The 18,300-nt window shown below is 47.7% G+C and carries 17 protein-coding genes; 10 read left to right on the plus strand and 7 right to left on the minus strand.

What is annotated here, in order from left to right; all coding sequences use genetic code 11:
* The first annotated feature begins 11 nt into the window (after nucleotides 1–11).
* From VP504_RS21460 to VP504_RS21470, 3 genes are all read left to right on the plus strand, one after another.
* A complete protein-coding gene (locus VP504_RS21460) occupies nucleotides 12–1,268 on the plus strand; it encodes an ABC transporter permease (protein WP_325895382.1) in 1,257 nt (418 codons plus the stop codon).
* 10 nt (nucleotides 1,269–1,278) lie between these two features.
* Nucleotides 1,279–2,127, plus strand: a complete 849-nt coding sequence (locus VP504_RS21465; RefSeq protein WP_325895383.1) for an ABC transporter permease — start codon at nucleotides 1,279–1,281, stop codon at nucleotides 2,125–2,127.
* Nucleotides 2,128–2,286: 159 nt separating this feature from the next.
* A complete protein-coding gene (locus VP504_RS21470) occupies nucleotides 2,287–2,841 on the plus strand; it encodes an SRPBCC family protein (RefSeq protein ID WP_325895384.1) in 555 nt (184 codons plus the stop codon).
* Nucleotides 2,842–2,902: 61 nt separating this feature from the next.
* Here the strand turns inward: VP504_RS21470 and VP504_RS21475 are convergent, their stop codons facing one another.
* Together VP504_RS21475 and VP504_RS21480 are read right to left on the minus strand one after the other, a co-directional pair.
* Nucleotides 2,903–3,250, minus strand: coding sequence for a DUF6404 family protein (locus VP504_RS21475; RefSeq protein WP_325895385.1), 348 nt, complete (start codon nucleotides 3,248–3,250; stop codon nucleotides 2,903–2,905).
* A 106-nt stretch (nucleotides 3,251–3,356) separates the two neighbouring features.
* Entirely contained in the window at nucleotides 3,357–3,947 is a 591-nt protein-coding gene (locus VP504_RS21480; protein WP_325895386.1) for a class I SAM-dependent methyltransferase, read from the minus strand.
* Between the two features lie 157 nt (nucleotides 3,948–4,104).
* Here VP504_RS21480 and VP504_RS21485 point away from each other — a divergent pair, with 157 nt between their 5' ends.
* On the plus strand, nucleotides 4,105–5,004 hold the full coding sequence (locus tag VP504_RS21485; RefSeq protein ID WP_325895387.1) for an AraC family transcriptional regulator: 900 nt from the start codon (nucleotides 4,105–4,107) through the stop codon (nucleotides 5,002–5,004).
* A 52-nt stretch (nucleotides 5,005–5,056) separates the two neighbouring features.
* On the opposite strand, the gene VP504_RS21490 is transcribed toward VP504_RS21485, so the two are convergent.
* Nucleotides 5,057–6,211: a multidrug effflux MFS transporter gene (locus tag VP504_RS21490; RefSeq protein ID WP_325895388.1), complete on the minus strand. Its 1,155-nt coding sequence runs from the start codon at nucleotides 6,209–6,211 to the stop codon at nucleotides 5,057–5,059.
* Between the two features lie 98 nt (nucleotides 6,212–6,309).
* On the opposite strand from VP504_RS21490, the gene VP504_RS21495 reads away from it, so the two are divergent.
* The 3 genes from VP504_RS21495 (at nucleotide 6,310) to VP504_RS21505 (ending at nucleotide 8,517) form a co-directional block, all read left to right on the plus strand.
* Nucleotides 6,310–7,089 (plus strand): AraC family transcriptional regulator, encoded by a 780-nt coding sequence (locus VP504_RS21495; protein ID WP_325895389.1) that lies wholly within the window; start codon nucleotides 6,310–6,312, stop codon nucleotides 7,087–7,089.
* A 425-nt stretch (nucleotides 7,090–7,514) separates the two neighbouring features.
* Nucleotides 7,515–7,784, plus strand: a complete 270-nt coding sequence (locus VP504_RS21500; RefSeq protein ID WP_325895390.1) for a hypothetical protein — start codon at nucleotides 7,515–7,517, stop codon at nucleotides 7,782–7,784.
* Nucleotides 7,785–8,055: 271 nt separating this feature from the next.
* Nucleotides 8,056–8,517, plus strand: a complete 462-nt coding sequence (locus VP504_RS21505; RefSeq protein WP_325895460.1) for an Hsp20 family protein — start codon at nucleotides 8,056–8,058, stop codon at nucleotides 8,515–8,517.
* 40 nt (nucleotides 8,518–8,557) lie between these two features.
* Here the strand turns inward: VP504_RS21505 and VP504_RS21510 are convergent, their stop codons facing one another.
* The 4 genes from VP504_RS21510 to VP504_RS21525 form a co-directional block, all read right to left on the minus strand.
* Entirely contained in the window at nucleotides 8,558–9,025 is a 468-nt protein-coding gene (locus tag VP504_RS21510) for a GNAT family N-acetyltransferase (RefSeq protein WP_325895391.1), read from the minus strand.
* Nucleotides 9,026–9,639: 614 nt separating this feature from the next.
* Nucleotides 9,640–10,665, minus strand: a complete 1,026-nt coding sequence (locus tag VP504_RS21515; protein ID WP_062715113.1) for a GlxA family transcriptional regulator — start codon at nucleotides 10,663–10,665, stop codon at nucleotides 9,640–9,642.
* Nucleotides 10,666–10,952: 287 nt separating this feature from the next.
* Nucleotides 10,953–11,867 (minus strand): pseudouridine-5'-phosphate glycosidase, encoded by a 915-nt coding sequence (locus VP504_RS21520; protein ID WP_325895392.1) that lies wholly within the window; start codon nucleotides 11,865–11,867, stop codon nucleotides 10,953–10,955.
* A 60-nt stretch (nucleotides 11,868–11,927) separates the two neighbouring features.
* Nucleotides 11,928–13,022 (minus strand): PfkB family carbohydrate kinase, encoded by a 1,095-nt coding sequence (locus VP504_RS21525; RefSeq protein ID WP_325895393.1) that lies wholly within the window; start codon nucleotides 13,020–13,022, stop codon nucleotides 11,928–11,930.
* Between the two features lie 274 nt (nucleotides 13,023–13,296).
* Between VP504_RS21525 and VP504_RS21530 the strand changes: the two genes are divergently transcribed.
* From VP504_RS21530 to fdhF, 3 genes are read left to right on the plus strand one after another with little or no spacing between them, the layout of a single operon-like run.
* Nucleotides 13,297–13,812, plus strand: a complete 516-nt coding sequence (locus tag VP504_RS21530; protein ID WP_062715123.1) for a formate dehydrogenase subunit gamma — start codon at nucleotides 13,297–13,299, stop codon at nucleotides 13,810–13,812.
* Nucleotides 13,809–15,407 carry a formate dehydrogenase beta subunit gene (locus VP504_RS21535; protein WP_325895394.1) on the plus strand — a complete coding sequence of 533 codons (1,599 nt, stop codon included), beginning with the start codon at nucleotides 13,809–13,811 and terminating at the stop codon, nucleotides 15,405–15,407. Before VP504_RS21530 ends, VP504_RS21535 begins: the two co-directional genes overlap by 4 nt.
* Before the next feature lie 17 nt (nucleotides 15,408–15,424).
* Entirely contained in the window at nucleotides 15,425–18,298 is a 2,874-nt protein-coding gene (fdhF, locus tag VP504_RS21540; protein WP_325895395.1) for a formate dehydrogenase subunit alpha, read from the plus strand.
* Nucleotides 18,299–18,300 lie beyond the last annotated feature (2 nt).

Genomic DNA, 18,300 nt, shown 5'->3' on the forward strand with positions numbered 1-18,300 from the left:
GGGAGAGTCTGGTGCAAGGAAGTCCAGTCAATGACATCACTACTGCTGATGGAGTGTCGCTGCGTATAAGCCAGCAGCGTTCTATTCGTCGTAACAAAATCAGAGCCTTTTTATTGGTATCACCGCTTCTGATCTTTTTGCTGGTGGCCTTTGTATTTCCCATCGCCGACATGCTCAAACGTAGCGTCGAAAACCCAGAGGTTTCTACTTATCTTCCGAATACCAAAGCGGCCCTTCAAAACTGGAATGGTGAAGCGTTGCCGAATGAGGAAACCTTTGCAGCTTTGGTTCAGGATCTGAAAATCGGCGCTGAAGCCCGGAATATTGGTAAAGTAGCGTCGCGGCTGAATTATGCCAGATCTGGTATGCGCTCGCTGATCATGAAATCAGCACGAAAATCCAAACGCCTGAAAGAAGGTCCCTACAAAGAGGCATTGGCGAAAATTGACAAGCGCTGGATGGACATTACTGTCTGGCAGTTAATTGAACGTGAGTCTTCGCCTTATACCTTTTCTTACTACCTGAATGCGGTAGACCACAAATATGGCGATGACGGCAGTATCATCGCCCAACCAGAACACCTCCAAATATATAACGCGCTGTTCTGGCGGACGCTCTACATGAGTATGTCCATTACTTTCCTCTGTTTGTTATTAGGCTATCCGGTGGCGTACCTTTTAGCTAACTTGCCAATGAAACAGGCAAACCTACTGATGATTCTGGTTCTACTGCCATTTTGGACCTCACTATTGGTGCGTACTGCAACCTGGATTGCGATTTTGCAGCAACAGGGCGTGCTTAATGATCTCATGGTAGGTGCTGGTATTCTCGATGATGAAAACCGGATACAAATGATTTACAACCAGACGGGGACGCTGGTTGCGATGACGCACATTTTGTTGCCCTTTATGATCCTGCCGCTTTACTCTGTGATGAAAACTATCTCACCAAGTTATGTTCGTGCGGCCCGCTCGATGGGCGCAACGCAAACCATGGCATTCCGCCGTGTCTATTTTCCGCAAACCCTGCCTGGTATCGGTGCGGGTTCGATTTTAGTGTTTATCCTTTCCATTGGTTACTACATCACGCCAGCCTTGGTGGGTGGCCAAACGGGGACCTTTATTACTAACTTCATTGCTTATCACATGCAGACCTCACTTAACTGGGGCTTGGCGGCAGCCATCGCTTCTATCCTGCTGATTGTGGTGATCTTGTTGTACTGGGTATACAACCGCCTTATCGGCGTCGACAACGTGAAGTTAGGGTAAGGGGGAAGTCATGGCATTACCTGAATGTGCAACCACAGGGGAAAAGGTTTGGTATGTGGTGTTCCGTGTCATCTGCGCGGCCATCTTCCTTTTCCTGATTGGTCCTTTGTTGATCATTATTCCTCTGAGCTTTAATGCAGAACCTTACTTTACCTTCACGCCTGAAATGCTTAGCTTCGACCCGGCGGGCTATTCGCTTCGCTGGTACGAGGATTTCTTCACTTCTGACTCTTGGCAAGCCGCCGTGAAAAACAGTGTGATTGTCGCGATTGCCTCAACCTTGCTGGCAACGGTTCTAGGCACCATCGCGGCGCTCGGGCTTTCAAGTCGTTATATGCCTTACAAAGACGTGATCATGGCGATTCTTATTTCGCCAATGATTGTGCCCTTAATCATCTCGGCTGCGGCCATGTTCTTCTTTTTCTCACGTTTCCAGCTTACCCAGACCTATGTAGGTGTGATTCTGGCACATACTGCGTTGGGTATCCCTTTTGTGGTCATTACTGTGACAGCAACGCTGAGTGGCTTTGATCATTCCCTGACCCGTGCGTCAGCGAGTTTGGGCGCTAACCCGGTTCAGACCTTTTTTAAAGTGGTCTTACCGCTGGTGACTCCTGGTGTTATCTCTGGTGCATTGTTTGCTTTCATTACGTCATTTGATGAAGTGGTTGTGGTGCTCTTTATTGCAGGGCCAGAGCAGACAACCTTACCGATACAAATGTGGTCGGGAATACGTGAAGAAATCAGCCCGACGATATTGGCCGCAGCGACTTTGCTGGTGGTGCTCTCGATTGCGTTGCTGACGACGTTGGAGTTCCTACGTCGACGAAGTGCAAGGATGCGGGGTATCGAAGAGTAAGCTTACTCCATGGCTACACCAACACCCGCATCCAGCGGGTGTTTTCTTTTGGATAGGCAATAGTTTGGTTGTCCCATCTTTATCTCAGCTGTATCCGTGCCATATCAACTAATTTCATTTCCATCTGGCACCGATGCAAGGTGATGTTGCTTACACAGTGTGTCGCTAACAGAGGATGCAAGGAATGATAAAGACGTTAAAAACCTTTATGGGAGCAGCAATGATGATCTCGATGCCAGCAATGGTTTGGAAAAGCTTTCGGTGACGGAAACTGTCACTATCGATGCGCCAGCGAAAGATGTGTGGGACGAAGCCGTCAGCTTTGATGGTTTGGATTCGTGGATTCCGGGTATCACTAAAAATGAACTGGTGTCGGGCGTACCGAACGAAGCTGATGCGGTAAGGAAACTTTATGTTGATGATGCTTCGTTAACAGAAGAGTTGATGGATCTAGATGATAAAACCATGACGTTGAAATATCGCATCATCAAAGACAATGTCGATTTGCTGCCAGTAACCCATTACAACTCGACGATATCGGCCGCGTCTGAGGGAGACAATGCAAGTGAGATCACATGGAGTGGAGAGTTTTACAGGGGATTCCCGGAAAGTAATCCGCCTGACTACCTATCAGATGAAGCGGCAGTTAAAGGTGTCACAGGCTTGTATCAGGCAGGTCTAGGAAACTTGAAGAAGGAACTGGAAGGTAAATAACAATAGCTGGCTTGCTGACCACCCATCCCCCTAATCAGGGTGGTCGGCAAACCAGACTGATCTATATCTCGCCCCAGCTTGGAAGCTGTTTACGTTTGGCTGAAAGCTTGTACCACGCAGACATCATCACACCAAAGAACAGGCCTGTGACCATGGATGCATTAAACGCATAGCTGAGGGATACACCGAGAGATTCCCATTGCATGAACCACATGATCAATCCCCACAAGCTGCCAAACCAAAGCGTGCCAAGCAGTGTGTTAATGCTGAACGAACAGAACTGTGGTGGTGGAACTTTCAACCCTAGTTTACGTACAACACGGTAAATCAGTGGATTGGCGGAAGACGGCAAAAAGCCTTTCTCAGTCAGAACCTGATGTGCACGGTCCAGTTGTTGCTCGAAACTCATTACTAATCACTAAATACAACTCAGTGCTGTCACTATAACCCAATGAGAACGGGGCTAAAGAGGGATTGGTAGGTTTGGTGACCCCTGTCTCGCAACACGGAGATTTTCAGCGCTTTATCGCGATCAACGTATAGGTATGCCAGTGTTTTTCGATACCAATGGCGGTTTTTCCTAACTCGTTGCGCTCCTTCAGGAAGACGATTTCAAATCCTTTAAACATGCTGTCTAACATGGCTTTATCGACAGGTGCCAGCGCTCGGCTGGGGTCTTGGTTCCAGATGTCATTGCGGCCAATGAAGTCACCACAAAATACGCCGCCACGGATAAGTGATGAACGTATCCGGCTCCAAACAGAATCGAGCTCTTTAGCCTCGCAGAAGAACAAACTGTTATTGGCTGTAATCAGGCTTGATATGGGAAATTCAAACTCTGAAAATGAATCAAGCGTCAGGTTCAGCTTGGGGTTATTCTTGCAGCGCTGGTGGGTTAGGGTCACAGCATCTTCATTGAAATCGAAGGCATGGACTTCATATTGCTGAGCCAAAAGATAATCTGTTTCAGCACCGCCTCCACAGCCACAATCAACAGCAACGCGATGCCCAGTTTTATCCAGTTTTACTGCTCTTTCTACGAGTTTTCGATGTGGCATTGGGGACACTTTCTGATAGTACTGACTCCATTTGGCTTGTTGATTCATTTGACCTCCGATTCCGTTGTCATGATGAAAATGGGAGTAGAGGAACACAAGGAATCTTCCTATTTGATGGGAAGAATCTCAAGTTTATTCTGGAAGCGTTGAAGTAAAGAAAGGATCGTTTAGGCTCTGGCTTTAGATAAGCCTGAAGAGAAAAGTTATGCGTGTTGATTATCAAAAGCGGTTGGTTCCTGTCATTCGTCATATGGAAAAGCACTTTAACGAGCCACTCAACCTGCCTGAAGTCGCGGCTTTAGCAAACCTATCTCCTTATCACTTTCATCGCACCTTTAAAGCTGTCCAGGGGGAAACCTTGGCTGACTTTATTCGCCGATTGCGCCTTGAAGCCGCAGCCGATGAGCTGTTTAAGAATAAACAGCCTGTCCTCAACATAGCGCTGGATTTTGGTTTTTCATCTTCACAAAGTCTGGCAAAGGCCTTCCAGCAACACTTTGGCGTTACGCCAACAGCCTTTCGCGACTGTGAAGACTACAAGGCATTTTCCGAGCTTGCACGAAACAGCAAGATTGGACACACGCTGCGCAAGATTGGAAACGAAGCGGAAGTGACTGATTCATATACTGGCTCTGACACATCAACATGGAGCAAGACAATGGAAAAGCAACACTTTGAGCGCAGTAAACTGGCCTATGTTCGTGTAACTGGTCCTTATGGTCAGGGATATGAAGAAGCGAGTGGTCGCCTTTATCAATGGGCGGGCATGAATGGCTTGGCAGGGAACACTTGTATTTTCATTTATCACGATAACCCTGAAATTACCCCGAATGAGAAGTGCAGGACAGATATCTGCCTAATGGTGCCGGATGAGACCGATGTCCCTGCAGGTATTGAGTTTCAGGAGTTTCCCGGTGGCGAATATGCGGTCATGCGCCAGAACATCACGGACTTTAGTCAATACCCCAAAGCTTGGGATGACCTTATGGGTAAAGTCATTGAGATGGGCATTGAATCGGACGATCGTCCATGCTTCGAGCTTTACCACAGCTTTGATATCCAAACCCATCATGCTGATGTCAGTTTCTGCACTGCAATACGATAACGTTGATAGAACACTAAAACGGAGGAAGCCCACGGTAACCGTGGGCTTCTGTTTATGAGTTGGTCGCTGATGCCAGGCGTTTTTTCGTGGTTGGCAATACAAATACCAGTGTAATTAAGGAAGCGGTGAATAAGGTTCCCCCAAGATTCTGGAATACGCCTGCTATACCCAGGGAAATTCCAAGCATGAGGTAATACATCAATCCAAACAACGCACCTGCAGAACCTGCGTAGTGGCGAAACTTAACCAGTGCCTGACCAAGAATATTGGGTATTGCGATGCCATAAGCGACGACGATACCCACCATTGGCAGTACAAGAAGGCAGTTTCCTTGTAGTGCTCCTACACCTGCGCTACATAGCACCGCGAGCACACTAGACCCTGAAACCAAAGCATCCGCTTCGAAGCCACGTTTAAGTAGGAACTTATTCACCATGCTGCCGACAAATGAGCCCAGCGCCAATGCAACCCCGGTGTAGCCGAACTCGATGGAACTGAAACCCAGTTGTTTGAAGGTAAAAGGCGCTATTGAGTAATAGCCAAACAGCATCAGATTAAATGCGGCCACTAAAATCGCATTCTTCCATACTGAGCCGTTGCGCAGCATTTCACGGCAAACTGTAGCAAGCAAAACACGTTGGGTATGCACGGGTTTGGTTTCTCTCAGAGTAAATGTAGAACTGACCAGTAATGCCACTGCTAGAATCATCAACGTTGTGAATACGCCAAAGTAACCAGAGTAAGTGGTAACCATGCTGCCCAGGAGCAGGCCGACCACCGGGCTGATAGCCGTCGCCATTCCCATAATGGAGAAGATCCTTCCTAACTCTGTGCCTTCGTAGCTGTCTCTCAACATGGTTTGGCCAACAACCGAGCCCGTTGCGGCGCCAAACGCTGAAATCATGCGAGCTATGAGCACGACATTAAAATCATTCGCGGCCATGGCTAACAGACTTCCCAATGCATAAGTTGCTAAACCTAGGAGCATCGCTGCGCGTCGTCCTAATGTATCGGCAAGTCTTCCCCAGACTACAACACCAATAGCAAAAGCAGAAAAGTAAACCGATAGGGTTAGCGAAGCCGTATCAAAGGAAACGCCAAATGCTTCAGCAAGATCAGGAAGCGCTGGACTATAGATAGTTTCAGCTATTTGCGGAAACATCAACAGTGCCCCTAGCAACCACAATGGTGGGGTTTGTGTTTTCATAACCATTCCAAATATTGTTTTTGATGGCGAGAAGTTTACAGGCGGATATACTTGACCCAATAACGTAAATAGAACCTTAAATATCAATATAAGGACAGATGGCAGTCATAACAGAAGAAACCCGATTTAACGCCGATGTGCTGCGAGCGCCAATTATTGGTGTTGCGGCGCAGATAGGCCGTCATGACTCGGGAATGCACAAACACAAGAAGCACCAACTTCTTTTCGCCTCTTCGGGATGCATGAGCATTAACCTGAACGGTGTGTGGTGCGTGTTGCCGCCGAGTCGCGCCGCTTGGATCCCTGCGGGAACTATCCACTGTGCGGTGATGCGCAATGTCGTTGCTTATCGCTCTTTATATTTCGATGCACAGATATCCCATCACCTTCCGAGGGACATTAAAATTATCGCCGTAAATGGCTTACTGAGAGAGCTGATTGAACGAATGGCTTATTGGGAGTGGGAGATGCCTGAAGAAGATCAGCGTGTCATCTTCTCTTTGTTCTGTCAGGAATTCGAATGCGCTCAGGAGGAGCATTTTGTCCTTAAGCTCCCTTCTGATCGACGTTTAAAGGTCTGGTTAGAAGAGGTGATGACGGGGAAAAGTATCCCCGATCCGTTAGTCGAGATGGCAAAAGGAATCGGTGCCAGTGCCAAAACGATAAGCCGGATTTTTACCCGTGAAACCGACATGCCTTATCAGTCCTGGCGTCAGCAATGGCGTTTACAGGCTTCAATAGAGCGCTTATCGGAAGGGCAGAGTGTGTCAGAAGTGGCATCGGCCCTAAAATTTTCAAGTGACAGCGCATTTATTAGCTTCTTCAGGAAGATGACGGGGAACACACCTGGCAGATATCTCAGAGAACCCACTGAATAAGAAATTACAGTGCAAACTGTTAGGGTCTGTTGATTTTTGGTGATGAATTTTGAAGCAGTTTGCGGGGATTTTACGTAAGGCATAGGTTTTGATGTGTAGTAGTAGTCTACATGAGAAGCTGATAACGCAGCAGAAATCCTCCACAAATGATGCCCGAAGGGTTCGACTGCGCGTCCCGTACCCTTGACGGTTTATGCTTTGTTGAGGTGTAGTTGCCTAGAATGACTATGTGTCATACAACTTGCCGCGCCTAAAACGCTCATGGCTAGAACAAAATTTAATCACCAAAGGTCAACAGACCCTGTGCCGAACTCTCCTTTTGTCCCCCCAGTAAAACTTATCCATAATCTACCTCGGGTTGTAATGATAACCATTATCATCTAGAGTCAAGGTATGGTGATACGAATTTAAGACGGTTTAAGGCAATGGATAGCAATCACGTGAAAGGCAAGGGAGCTATAGCGGCACAAAAAGCTGAAAAAGTGCAACTTGAGTTCAGTTTAGAAACACTTGAGCGTCTATTCATGAATGGTCAGTTGTGCGCTGCAGAGTTTAGTTGTTTAAACGCCGATTCAAAGAAAGTGGTTCAGGCACTGTGCCTAAACACGTGCATACACCGTGTATGCAACGAAAAAGCACGTGCAGCACCCCTGAAAGCGAGCCTGATTATCGACAATAAAAATATCAGCTACTAATTTTCATGTCTAACATCTTGAATCTTCTTTATGGTGACCCAATATATATCCACTAGTAATTAAAATCCTTGTTAACAAATAAATTACATACCTGATTTTTGCTGTTAATAAATCAATAGTTTATAAAGTTTTGGATTTTTTTGGTTGTTTCCCTTGAAAAGGTTTTTATCCATCTCCACATATAGTGGTGCAGAGGTTGTGGCGATATTCGTGCGGCCTCTCCGGAAAATTAATTAACTGTATTTAATATCGCTTCTTTGGAGGATATATGATGAAAACTATCGATTTGACCCCACTATACCGTAATAGCATTGGCTTTGACCGATTTGCCAATTTACTGGATAACGCGTTTCGCGCAGAAAGCACTGCTGCAGGTTACCCTCCATATAACATTGAATCACTCGAAGACAACAAGTATGCAATAACCCTTGCGGTGGCTGGTTTCAAGCAAGAAGAGCTTAACATTAATGTAGAGCGTGGTGTGCTGACCATTCGTGGTGAAAAAGAGAAAGTAGAAGGCAAAAACTACCTTCACCAAGGCATTGCTAATCGCACTTTCGAACGTAAATTTAACCTAGCTGACTACATTGAAGTGACAGGTGCAGATCTCGAAAATGGTCTACTAAAAATTAATCTGTTGAAGGTTATTCCAGAAACTATGAAGCCTAAGTCCATCTCAATTAATAGTAGCTCAGCTTCTACGATTGAGCGCAAAGAAGAAATTGTTGCTTAATTAAATAATTATGATGTTGCGTTAAATAAGAGGGGCTGAGTTATTCGGCCCTTTTTAGTGTTAATTCCATTTTAATGTGTTCAATGCCTGTTTTTTCTGAAAGATATACTTCACCTACTATATTAAATCCCAATTTTTCATAAAGTGGCATAGCATGAAGTCGTGCGCTGAGAATAATACTTTTGGTTTCGTGCTCTTTCGCATGAATGACCAATCGGCTGAGAATCGCTTCTCCTAATCCTTTACGCTGATGTTTGGGCGAAACCACCATTTGCGATATTTGCATTGCTGAATTGCTCCGCTTGGTCAACCGTCCGTAAGCCAACAATTCTCCATCGCAGATAGCGGCAAGATGCAGGCTATTGCCTTCGTCAGTATCGAACAACACTTCCCAGGGTAGGCCTGGCTCCTCGAAAAACAACGCATAGCGAAGCTTCAAAGCCGTTTGATAAAACTTTGAGTCTGTCTCCAACCAACGATATTCAATTTGCTTACCAAGCGTGTTCATGACCTTCCCAAATGAAAAATTTGCCACTGTCGCTCATTGTCGGTGACTGGGAGAGTTTTACAATGCTTTTCGCGTTTTCCTTTTTAGTAAGTAGCAATCTCTTTATCCCTTCCTCTCAGGTGTATTGCTATCTAGGCAGACTATATATCGTTGAGATGAAAAAGGAATGTCTGGGTGTAATTTTTGTCCTATATCGCAGAATTTTTCTAGCAAGAATTTAATGACGTGAACTCAATATATTACGTGACGCGAAGAAAGTTACCCACAGAAACGGTGGATAACCCTTTGGGTAACGTTGAATTAATACAAGTGTCATACTGGGATCTGATCAGTTGCTCACAAAGTACGCGGGCTGGGAGGTGATGATTAAACGTTGAGCGCTTTATTTTTTCCCTAAATTAGTCATGGGCCATACAGGTTTCGTTATGTGCTTGGATTCTTATTTAAACACTTAGGTCGTCTAGATTATCGGCAGGCTTGAGTGGGTACGAAGTTTAGAATTGATAGTAGGATAAAATTTGAACAATCTATTCCAAAAGGATGAGGCAGCTGAGCGTTGGTGGAAAAAAAAGCCCCGGATAAACTCCGGGGCATGTGTTTTGGTTTAGCCTTTGTTAGCTGGCAATCTGAGCACTCTCCAGACTTATGCTCCCCAATGTTGGCTCCTGCTCCTGACGCATGCCGACTCGCTCTTCTCTCGGAGGAATACCGTAGTAGTCGCGGTAACACTTCGAAAAATGAGGCGTAGAGACAAATCCACAAGCGATCGATATTTCTATGATGGAGAGATTAGTCTGGATTAGGAGCTGTTTCGCGCGACTGAGTCGGAGGTGGAGATAGTAGCGCGAAGGTGAGCACTGAATGTGTCGCTGGAACAGCCTTTCGAGTTGGCGGCGTGAGAGCTGAACCAGGCTGGCGAGCTCATCAATGCAGAAAGGTTCTTCGAGATTAGCTTCCATTAATGAAACGGTTTCGAGCAGTTTAGGCTGCGCCGTACCAATCAGATTCCTCAATGGTATCTTCTGCACGTCTTCGCTGTTCCTGACACGTTCGCACATAAACATCTCGGATATTGCCGCGCTAAGTTTATTTCCGTGTTCCTTAGTGACCATGTTGAGCATCATATCCATAGGGGCTGTGCCGCCCGCACTGGTCATGCGTTTCTCGTCAAAAGAAAAGAGTTTGTTGCTAACTCGTACTGCAGGGAAAGCTTCCTGAAAACCTGCAAGGTACTCCCAGTGAATAGAGCAGGCTTTGTTTTGCATGATGCCTGCCTTCGCCAGGATATAGCTTCCAGTACAAATCGCACCAACGGTGATGTTCTTACGATCTAATGAAGCTAACCAGCTCAGCAAACGGGGTTTCGCTGATTTTTCGATGTCCAGGCCGCCACAGATGATCACAATGTCCAAAGGCTGTTGGGAAGGTATTTCTTCATCAACACCGATCTGGAGCGAATCACTTGCTGATACTGATTGGCCGTCTTCACTCAGCGTGTGCCATTGGTACAACGTTTCTCCCGACAATTGGTTTGCCATGCGCAATACTTCAATCGCAGAAGCCATTGCCAGCATAGTAAAACGATCGCAAAGGTAGAAACCAATATTAACGGGTTGGCGTAATGAGGATACTGTGCCCATAGATACCTCTCCATTCTCGGTTTGTTTTAAACCGTCCTTGTTTAAATTAGTTACAGCTCTTAGAGAGTGGCGCAGTCCAGAACGCAGCTTCTCCCCTATGGGTAGGACAATGTTAATGAAAAGTAAAATTAATTTATTTGAAACGCAGGCGTCATGAGCCAAATACTCCGATTTAAGACATTTGAAGAGATTTTATCGTATGAAAACGGACACCTTGATGCCGATTTTTAGGTACTCAAGGTGTTTAGAGGTGTAATGAATTTTTAGGGTAATTGGCAAAAAACGACTCAACCACTGTATGAAACTGCGATTCTCGCGGCAAGGGCGGCGTTGTTAAGCACCAACGCTATGTTGGATTTGAGGCTGTTTCCAGCTGTCTTTTCCGCAACTTTGGCGAGTAAAAATGGTGTAGAATCCTTGCCTTTTATTCCTTTGTCATCCATTTCAGTAATCGCGGCTTCGATGACGCCGTCAATTTCTTCACTTTTGAGTGCGTGCTCGATGGGAACTGGGTTGGCAATGACCGCACCGCCTTTAAGTTGCATATCCCACTTGGCTTTCAACGCTGCTGCTATCTGTTCAGGACTGTCAATTCGGTAATCGACACCAAACTGACTTTCCCGCGTATAAAACGCTGGCAGCATTTCTGTGCCATAACCAATGACAGGTACACCTTTGGTTTCCAGATACTCCAGAGTGAGTCCCAAATCGAGAATAGACTTAATCCCCGCGCATACCACCGCCACATTTGTTTCTGCCAATTCTTCTAAATCGGCAGAGATATCAAAGCTGGTATCGGCGCCCCGATGAACACCGCCGATACCGCCCGTTGCAAATACGCGGATTCCGGCCATATCAGCAAGGATCATCGTTGAAGCCACTGTGGTTGCACCGTCTGCCTTGCTCGCGACGATGAAAGGAATATCGCGGCGGCTGGTTTTGACTGCCAACTGACCCTGTTGACCCAGATAAGTAATCTCGTCTTTGCTTAAACCCACTTTCAAGCGGCCTTTGAGAATCGCAATGGTGGCAGGAATCGCTCCGTTGTCACGCACTGCCTGTTCAACACGAAATGCTGTTTCAACATTTTCTGGATAAGGCATGCCATGGGAGATGATGGTCGATTCCAATGCGACCACAGGTTTGCCTTCTGCTAAGGCTTGTTGCACTTCAGGGTGAATATCGAGATAAGTGTTTAACATGAGGCTTCCTATAGGGTCTGTTGACCTTTTTGGGTTAAATTTTGTTTGCTGCAAAAATCATCACCAAAGGTCAGCAGACCCTAGGCGCTGTTGCACCATCAATTCGGTAATGGTTGGGTTAATTGTCTGGGCATGTTCCATCGTGAGCATGGCGCAGCCGAGCGCAAAGCAGCAGGACTCTGCGTCCGTTAAGTTATTCATTTGTCCGTACACTAGCCCTGCAAGAAATGCGTCCCCAGCCCCGTTGGCGTTGACTACTTGCACTTTGGGTGCCCGGATCAATTCGGTATCTTCTGCTGAGCGGTAGAGAATGCCATCGGCTCCAAGGCTAAGGAATAAACGGGTGATCCCTTGGTTAATGAACCAATCTGCAATGTCGTCGATATCTTCGTCAGAATTGAGCGGTAAGCCCGAGATTGTCTGGGCCTCGAGTAAGTTTGGTTTTAGCGTGTGGATATGTTTGAGATACGGTTTGGATTTAACCGCTTTAGCGGTCGAAACCGTATCTAGGTAAATGACTTGTTCTTGGAAATTGCTGAACAGATAAGCGAGCACATCTTCATTAATATTGGTGTCGATGATGATGGCAGAAGCATGCTGAATAAGGTCACTATGCTGAGCGAGTAAACCGATGTTCAGGTGTTCCAGAATCGACATATCTGATACAGCTGCCAGCATATCGCCATGGGCATCGAGCAACGAGAGATAGGTAGAGGTCGTTTGTCCAGTCAGTTGACTGACAGCTTTAACATCGACGCCGGCTTTTCTCGTCGCTTCAAGCACGACATTGCCATAAGGGTCATCACCGACAACTGATATTAACTTGGTATCGACCCCAAGCCTTGCAAGGTTTTCTGCAATATTCCGCCCTACGCCGCCCGCTGAACCCGTGATTTTCCCTGGGTTGGAATCGCGCTCAACCAGCGCTACTTCTGGCTGACCGAGAATGTCCATGTTGGTACCGCCAATCACCACCACATACTGCGGGCGGTCGACAATATAACCTTTTCCACGGATCACCCCTTTTCGCGTCATATTCATAATATGGACAGCCACGGCAGACCGGCTGATTTTCAGCTTATCCGCAATGCTCTGTTGCTGGATGAAGGGATCCTCTTTGATCAATTTCAGTATTTCATCTTCGCGGGAGGTCATAGAGCTAACACCTGTTAGGTTGTTAAACAAATGTTAGTCTCATCTTCAGTGAGTAAACTGTCAATTACTGTGGGGTAACAATTAATTATTGTGTGACGCCATAGAAAAAATTTGTATAAAAACCAGTCAGTTTTGGCCATGCTTTTCTATTAGGAGCGTCGCATTGCGACCTGATTGGGTCTCAATTCGGGAACAGGGGGTTGAATGATTGGCTCTACAATTGAAAAGAACACTGGTAACACAGTGTTACCAAGATGAACAGCAAGGATAGCCAATGGAAAACCAAGCTCAGCGTAGCGCTTTGACGGAGCAGGAGCGCGCGGTGGTGGCAGAGGCGATCAATTCGTTTAAAGCCAAACCGGGCGCGCTGTTACCTGTGCTACACCATATTCAACATCATTTGGGTTATGTGCCTCCGGCGTCTGTGCCGATGATTGCGCATGGACTGAATTTGTCTAATGCTGACGTGCACGGCGTGATCAGCTTTTACCATGAGTTTCGTAGTCACCCTCCTGGGGGACATGTTATTCAAATCTGTCGCGCTGAATCTTGCCAGTCCATGGGTTCGCTCGCGCTGGAGAAACACGCAACATCCCGACTTGGTATTGGCTTCCATGAAACCACCAAAGATAACAACTTTACTTTGGAGCCAGTCTATTGCTTGGGTAACTGCATGTACTCGCCCTGCGTTCGTGTAGGAGACGATATCTACGGTGAAATGAATGGTGAGGAGTTCGACAATCTGGTCAACTCGCTGCTCACCCAAGTTATCGAGGTGAAAGCGCCATGAGTTATCGCATTTATGTTCCCCTCGACTCTTCTTCTGTTTCCCGTGGGGCAGAGAAAGTGGCCGAGCGTTTGACGCACAGTGCTGCAGCCATGGGTGAATCTCTCACTATTGTCCGCAACGGATCCCATGGCTTGTTTTGGCTGGAGCCAATGATTGAAGTAGAGTCCGCGCAAGGCCGTGTTGCCTTCGGCCCTGTTTTCGAAGATGACGTCGATTCGTTGCTGGCTCTTCGTTTCTTTGCGCCAGATGAAGAGGGTAGCGTCGCACTTGAACATCCGCTTTGTTTGGGGCTTACGACAGAACTTCCCTGGCTAAAACGTCAACAAAGGCTGACCTTTGAGCGTGTTGGCTTTGTCGACCCGCTGGATATAGAAGACTACCGAAGCAAAGGCGGTTTTGTCGGGCTGGGAAAAGCGCTGGGTATGACTACTCAGGACATTCTCGACGAAGTAAAAACCTCTGGCCTCCGTGGTAGAGGTGGGGCGGCGTTCCCCACGGGTATCAAGTGGCAAACCGTCTCAGATCAACCTCCAGGCCAAAAGTATGTGATCTGCAATGCGGACGAGGGTGACTCGGGGACCTTTGCCGACCGAATGCTGATGGAAGGCGATCCGTTCACGCTGATTGAAGGGATGATCATATGTGCCATCGCTGTCGGTGCATCTCAGGGTTATGTCTATACCCGTTCTGAGTACCCTAATGCTTGCAAGATCTTTACTCAGGCCATCGAAAATGCTTATGCGGCGGGTTATCTAGGTGCAGATATCTGCGGTAGTGGTAAACACTTCGATTTGGAGCTCCGCATGGGGGCAGGAGCATATATTTGTGGTGAAGAAACATCGCTTATGGAGAGTCTGGAAGGTAAGCGCGGATTGGTAAGAAACAAGCCACCACTTCCTGCCATTGAGGGTCTTTTTGGCAAGCCAACCGTCATTAACAACGTCATCTCACTAGCATCTGTGCCCATCATCCTGTCAAAAGGGGCTGATTACTACAAAGACTTCGGTCAGGGACGCTCCCTCGGCACCATGCCGATTCAGTTGGCAGGGAACATCAAACAACCAGGGCTGTTCGAGCTGGCTTTTGGCGTCTCCATTCGAGAGCTGCTGTTTGACTTCGGTGGAGGAAGCCGGAGTGGAAAGCCGCTTAAAGCGGTACAAATTGGTGGTCCTCTTGGCGCTTATATTGCCGAGCACGACTGGGACACGGATTTGGACTATGAACATCTTGCCGCACGCGGTGCCATGCTGGGACATGGGGGTGTTGTCGCGTTCGATAACCAGACTGATATGAGCCAAATGGCACGTTTCGCTATGGAGTTCTGCGAGCTGGAATCTTGCGGGAAATGCACGCCTTGCCGGATTGGTGCGGTACGTGGCGCGGAAGTGATAGACCAGCTTCTTGAAGCAGAAGGCGAAGAGAAGCTAGCGAGTAAGGAACTACTGGATGATTTGTGCGAGACCATGGAGCAGGGTTCGCTCTGTGCCATGGGCGGGATGACGCCGTTTCCGGTAAAAAGTGCCTTGAAGCACTTTCCTGAAGATTTCGGGCTCGTGAAAAACGCGGGTGCCCAAGTGAACAGTGGCGGCAAGTAGCCGCTGAGGAGTAGACAATGGTTGAGTTCTATATTCCCATTGAGCAAGGCAGCAAAGATTTCGGAACACCTCCTGTTAAAGGCGAGGATGTTAAGCAAATATCGTTGACCATTGATGGTTGGCCTGTGACTGTGCCGGAAGGAACATCAGTCATGCATGCGTCTTCCATCCTAAACATTCAAATTCCCAAATTGTGTGCGACAGATTCGCTCGAAGCGTTTGGTTCCTGCCGCATGTGCGTGGTGGAAATTGAAGGGATGCGCGGAAAGCCGGCTGCCTGTACCACCCCCGTTGCTGAAGGCATGGTGGTGACCACACAAAATGAGGCACTCCGTAAGTTACGACGTAACGTTATGGAGTTGTACATCTCAGACCATCCCCTGGATTGTTTGACCTGTGCGGTGAATGGCGACTGTGAATTACAGGACATGGCCGGTGCAGTGGGTCTTCGCGACGTGAGGTATGGGTTTGAAGGTAGCAACCACCTTAATATGGAAAAAGACACGTCTAATCCCTATTTTACTTTCGACACCAGCAAGTGCATTGTCTGTTCACGGTGTGTCCGTGCCTGTGAAGAAATTCAGGGGCAACATGCTCTGACTGTAGAAAGCCGTGGATTTAAATCCCGCATTACTGCAGGCGCGGAGAGCTTTATGGATTCCGAGTGTGTTTCCTGCGGCGCTTGCGTACAAGCCTGTCCTACGGCTGCACTGACAGAAACAAGCGTAATTGAGCTGGGCACACCGAGCCATTATCGTGTGACGACCTGTGCGTATTGCGGTGTTGGTTGTTCTTTCCGCGCCGAAATGCGAGGCGATGAGTTGATACGAATGGTGCCGCATAAAGATGGCAAAGCGAATCAAGGTCATTCTTGTGTGAAAGGTCGCTTTGCTTTTGGCTACGCAACCCACAAAGATCGTGTGACTGACCCGATGATCCGCGATTCTATCCATGAGCCCTGGCGCAAAGTCAGTTGGGAAGAAGCGATTGGCTTTGCTGCAGACAAGATCAAAGCGATCCGCGACAAACACGGCGCGAATGCGTTGGGAGGAATTACCTCTTCCCGCTGCACCAATGAAGAAACCTATCTGGTGCAGAAATTGGTGCGTGCTGGGTTTGGTACCAACAACGTGGATACCTGTGCCCGGGTTTGTCATTCACCAACGGGTTATGGTTTGAAAACTACCTTGGGCGAATCAGCGGGAACCCAAACCTTTGACTCAGTGCAGAAAGCAGATGCTGTGATTATTATTGGCGCGAACCCAACAGATGGTCACCCAGTATTTGCTTCACAGTTAAAGCGCCGCCTGCGTGATGGCGCAAAGCTTATTGTGATTGATCCAAGAGAAATTGACTTGGTTAACGCACCGCATGTCCGAGCACAATATCATCTTCAATTACGTCCTGGTACGAATGTCGCTGTGTTGAACGCGTTGGCGCATGTCATCGTTAACGAAGGGTTGGAAGATACAGCGTATATAGAAGAACGTTGTGATATGGCCGCTTACAAAAAATGGCGGGATTTTATTGGAGAGCCTCACCACTCGCCAGAAGCGATGGAAAGTGCCACGGGTGTACCGGCTATGTTGATCCGTGAAGCAGCAAGAATGTTTGCTAAAGAGAGAAACGGCGCAATTTATTATGGGCTTGGTGTTACCGAACACAGCCAAGGCAGCTCTGCTGTGATGGCAATTGCTAACCTTGCGATGGCGACAGGTAACATTGGTCGTGAAGGTGTGGGCGTGAACCCGCTGCGCGGCCAGAACAACGTACAAGGTAGCTGTGATATGGGCTCATTCCCGCATGAGTTACCGGGTTATCGACATGTATCAGACCCAGATGTACGTGCGTTGTTCGAAGGTGAGTGGGGTGTGCCGATTGATGATGAACCGGGACTTCGCATACCTAATATGTTTGACGCCGCCATCGCAGGTCGATTTAAAGGCATGTATGTGCAAGGCGAAGATATCGCCCAATCAGACCCTAATATCCAGCACGTTGAAGCAGCGCTCACGTCACTTGAATGTCTGATCGTTCAGGACATTTTCCTCAACGAAACCGCGAAGTTTGCGCACGTATTCCTCCCAGGTGCCAGCTTCCTCGAAAAAGACGGTACTTTTACTAACGCTGAGCGTCGTATTTCGCCAGTCCGTAAAGTGATGGCACCGCTTTCCGGTAAAGCCGATTGGGAAGCAACCATGGATCTCGCTAATGCTCTGGGCTACGAAATGCATTACAACCATCCTTCCGAAATCATGGATGAAATCGCTAAGCTGACGCCGACCTTCCATGGCGTGAGCTACGAAAAACTGGATGAGTTGGGCTCTATACAGTGGCCTTGTAATGACGAGGCGCCTTTGGGCACCCCAACCATGCATATTGGCGAGTTTGTAAAAGGTAAAGGCAGCTTTGTGGTCACGGAGTACGTAGCAACAGAAGAGAAGGTTAACAAACGCTTCCCACTGTTGCTGACGACAGGGCGTATCCTTTCTCAATACAACGTTGGCGCGCAGACTCGTCGTACCGACAACAGCCAGTGGCATCAGGAAGACGTACTGGAAATACACCCTCTTGATGCAGAGGACCGTGGTATCACAGACGGTTCTCCAGTTCGCATTGCCAGCCGTGCAGGTGAAATTACACTACCAGCAAAAATCAGTGACCGTATGCAGCCGGGCGTGGTTTACACCACCTTCCACCATCCGGTGTCTGGTACCAACGTCATCACCACGGAAAACTCAGATTGGGCAACTAACTGTCCTGAGTACAAGGTGACCGCCGTCCAGGTGAAAGTTGCGGTTGAACAGGCGGATTGGCAGCAGCGTTTCCGTGAATTCGATGAACAGCAACAAGCTCATTTATCTGCGGCGACGCAAGACAGTAACAGTTAGGA

The sequence above is a fragment of the Grimontia sp. NTOU-MAR1 genome (assembly GCF_035758505.1).
GTDB classification, from domain to species: Bacteria; Pseudomonadota; Gammaproteobacteria; order Enterobacterales; family Vibrionaceae; genus Enterovibrio; species Enterovibrio marinus.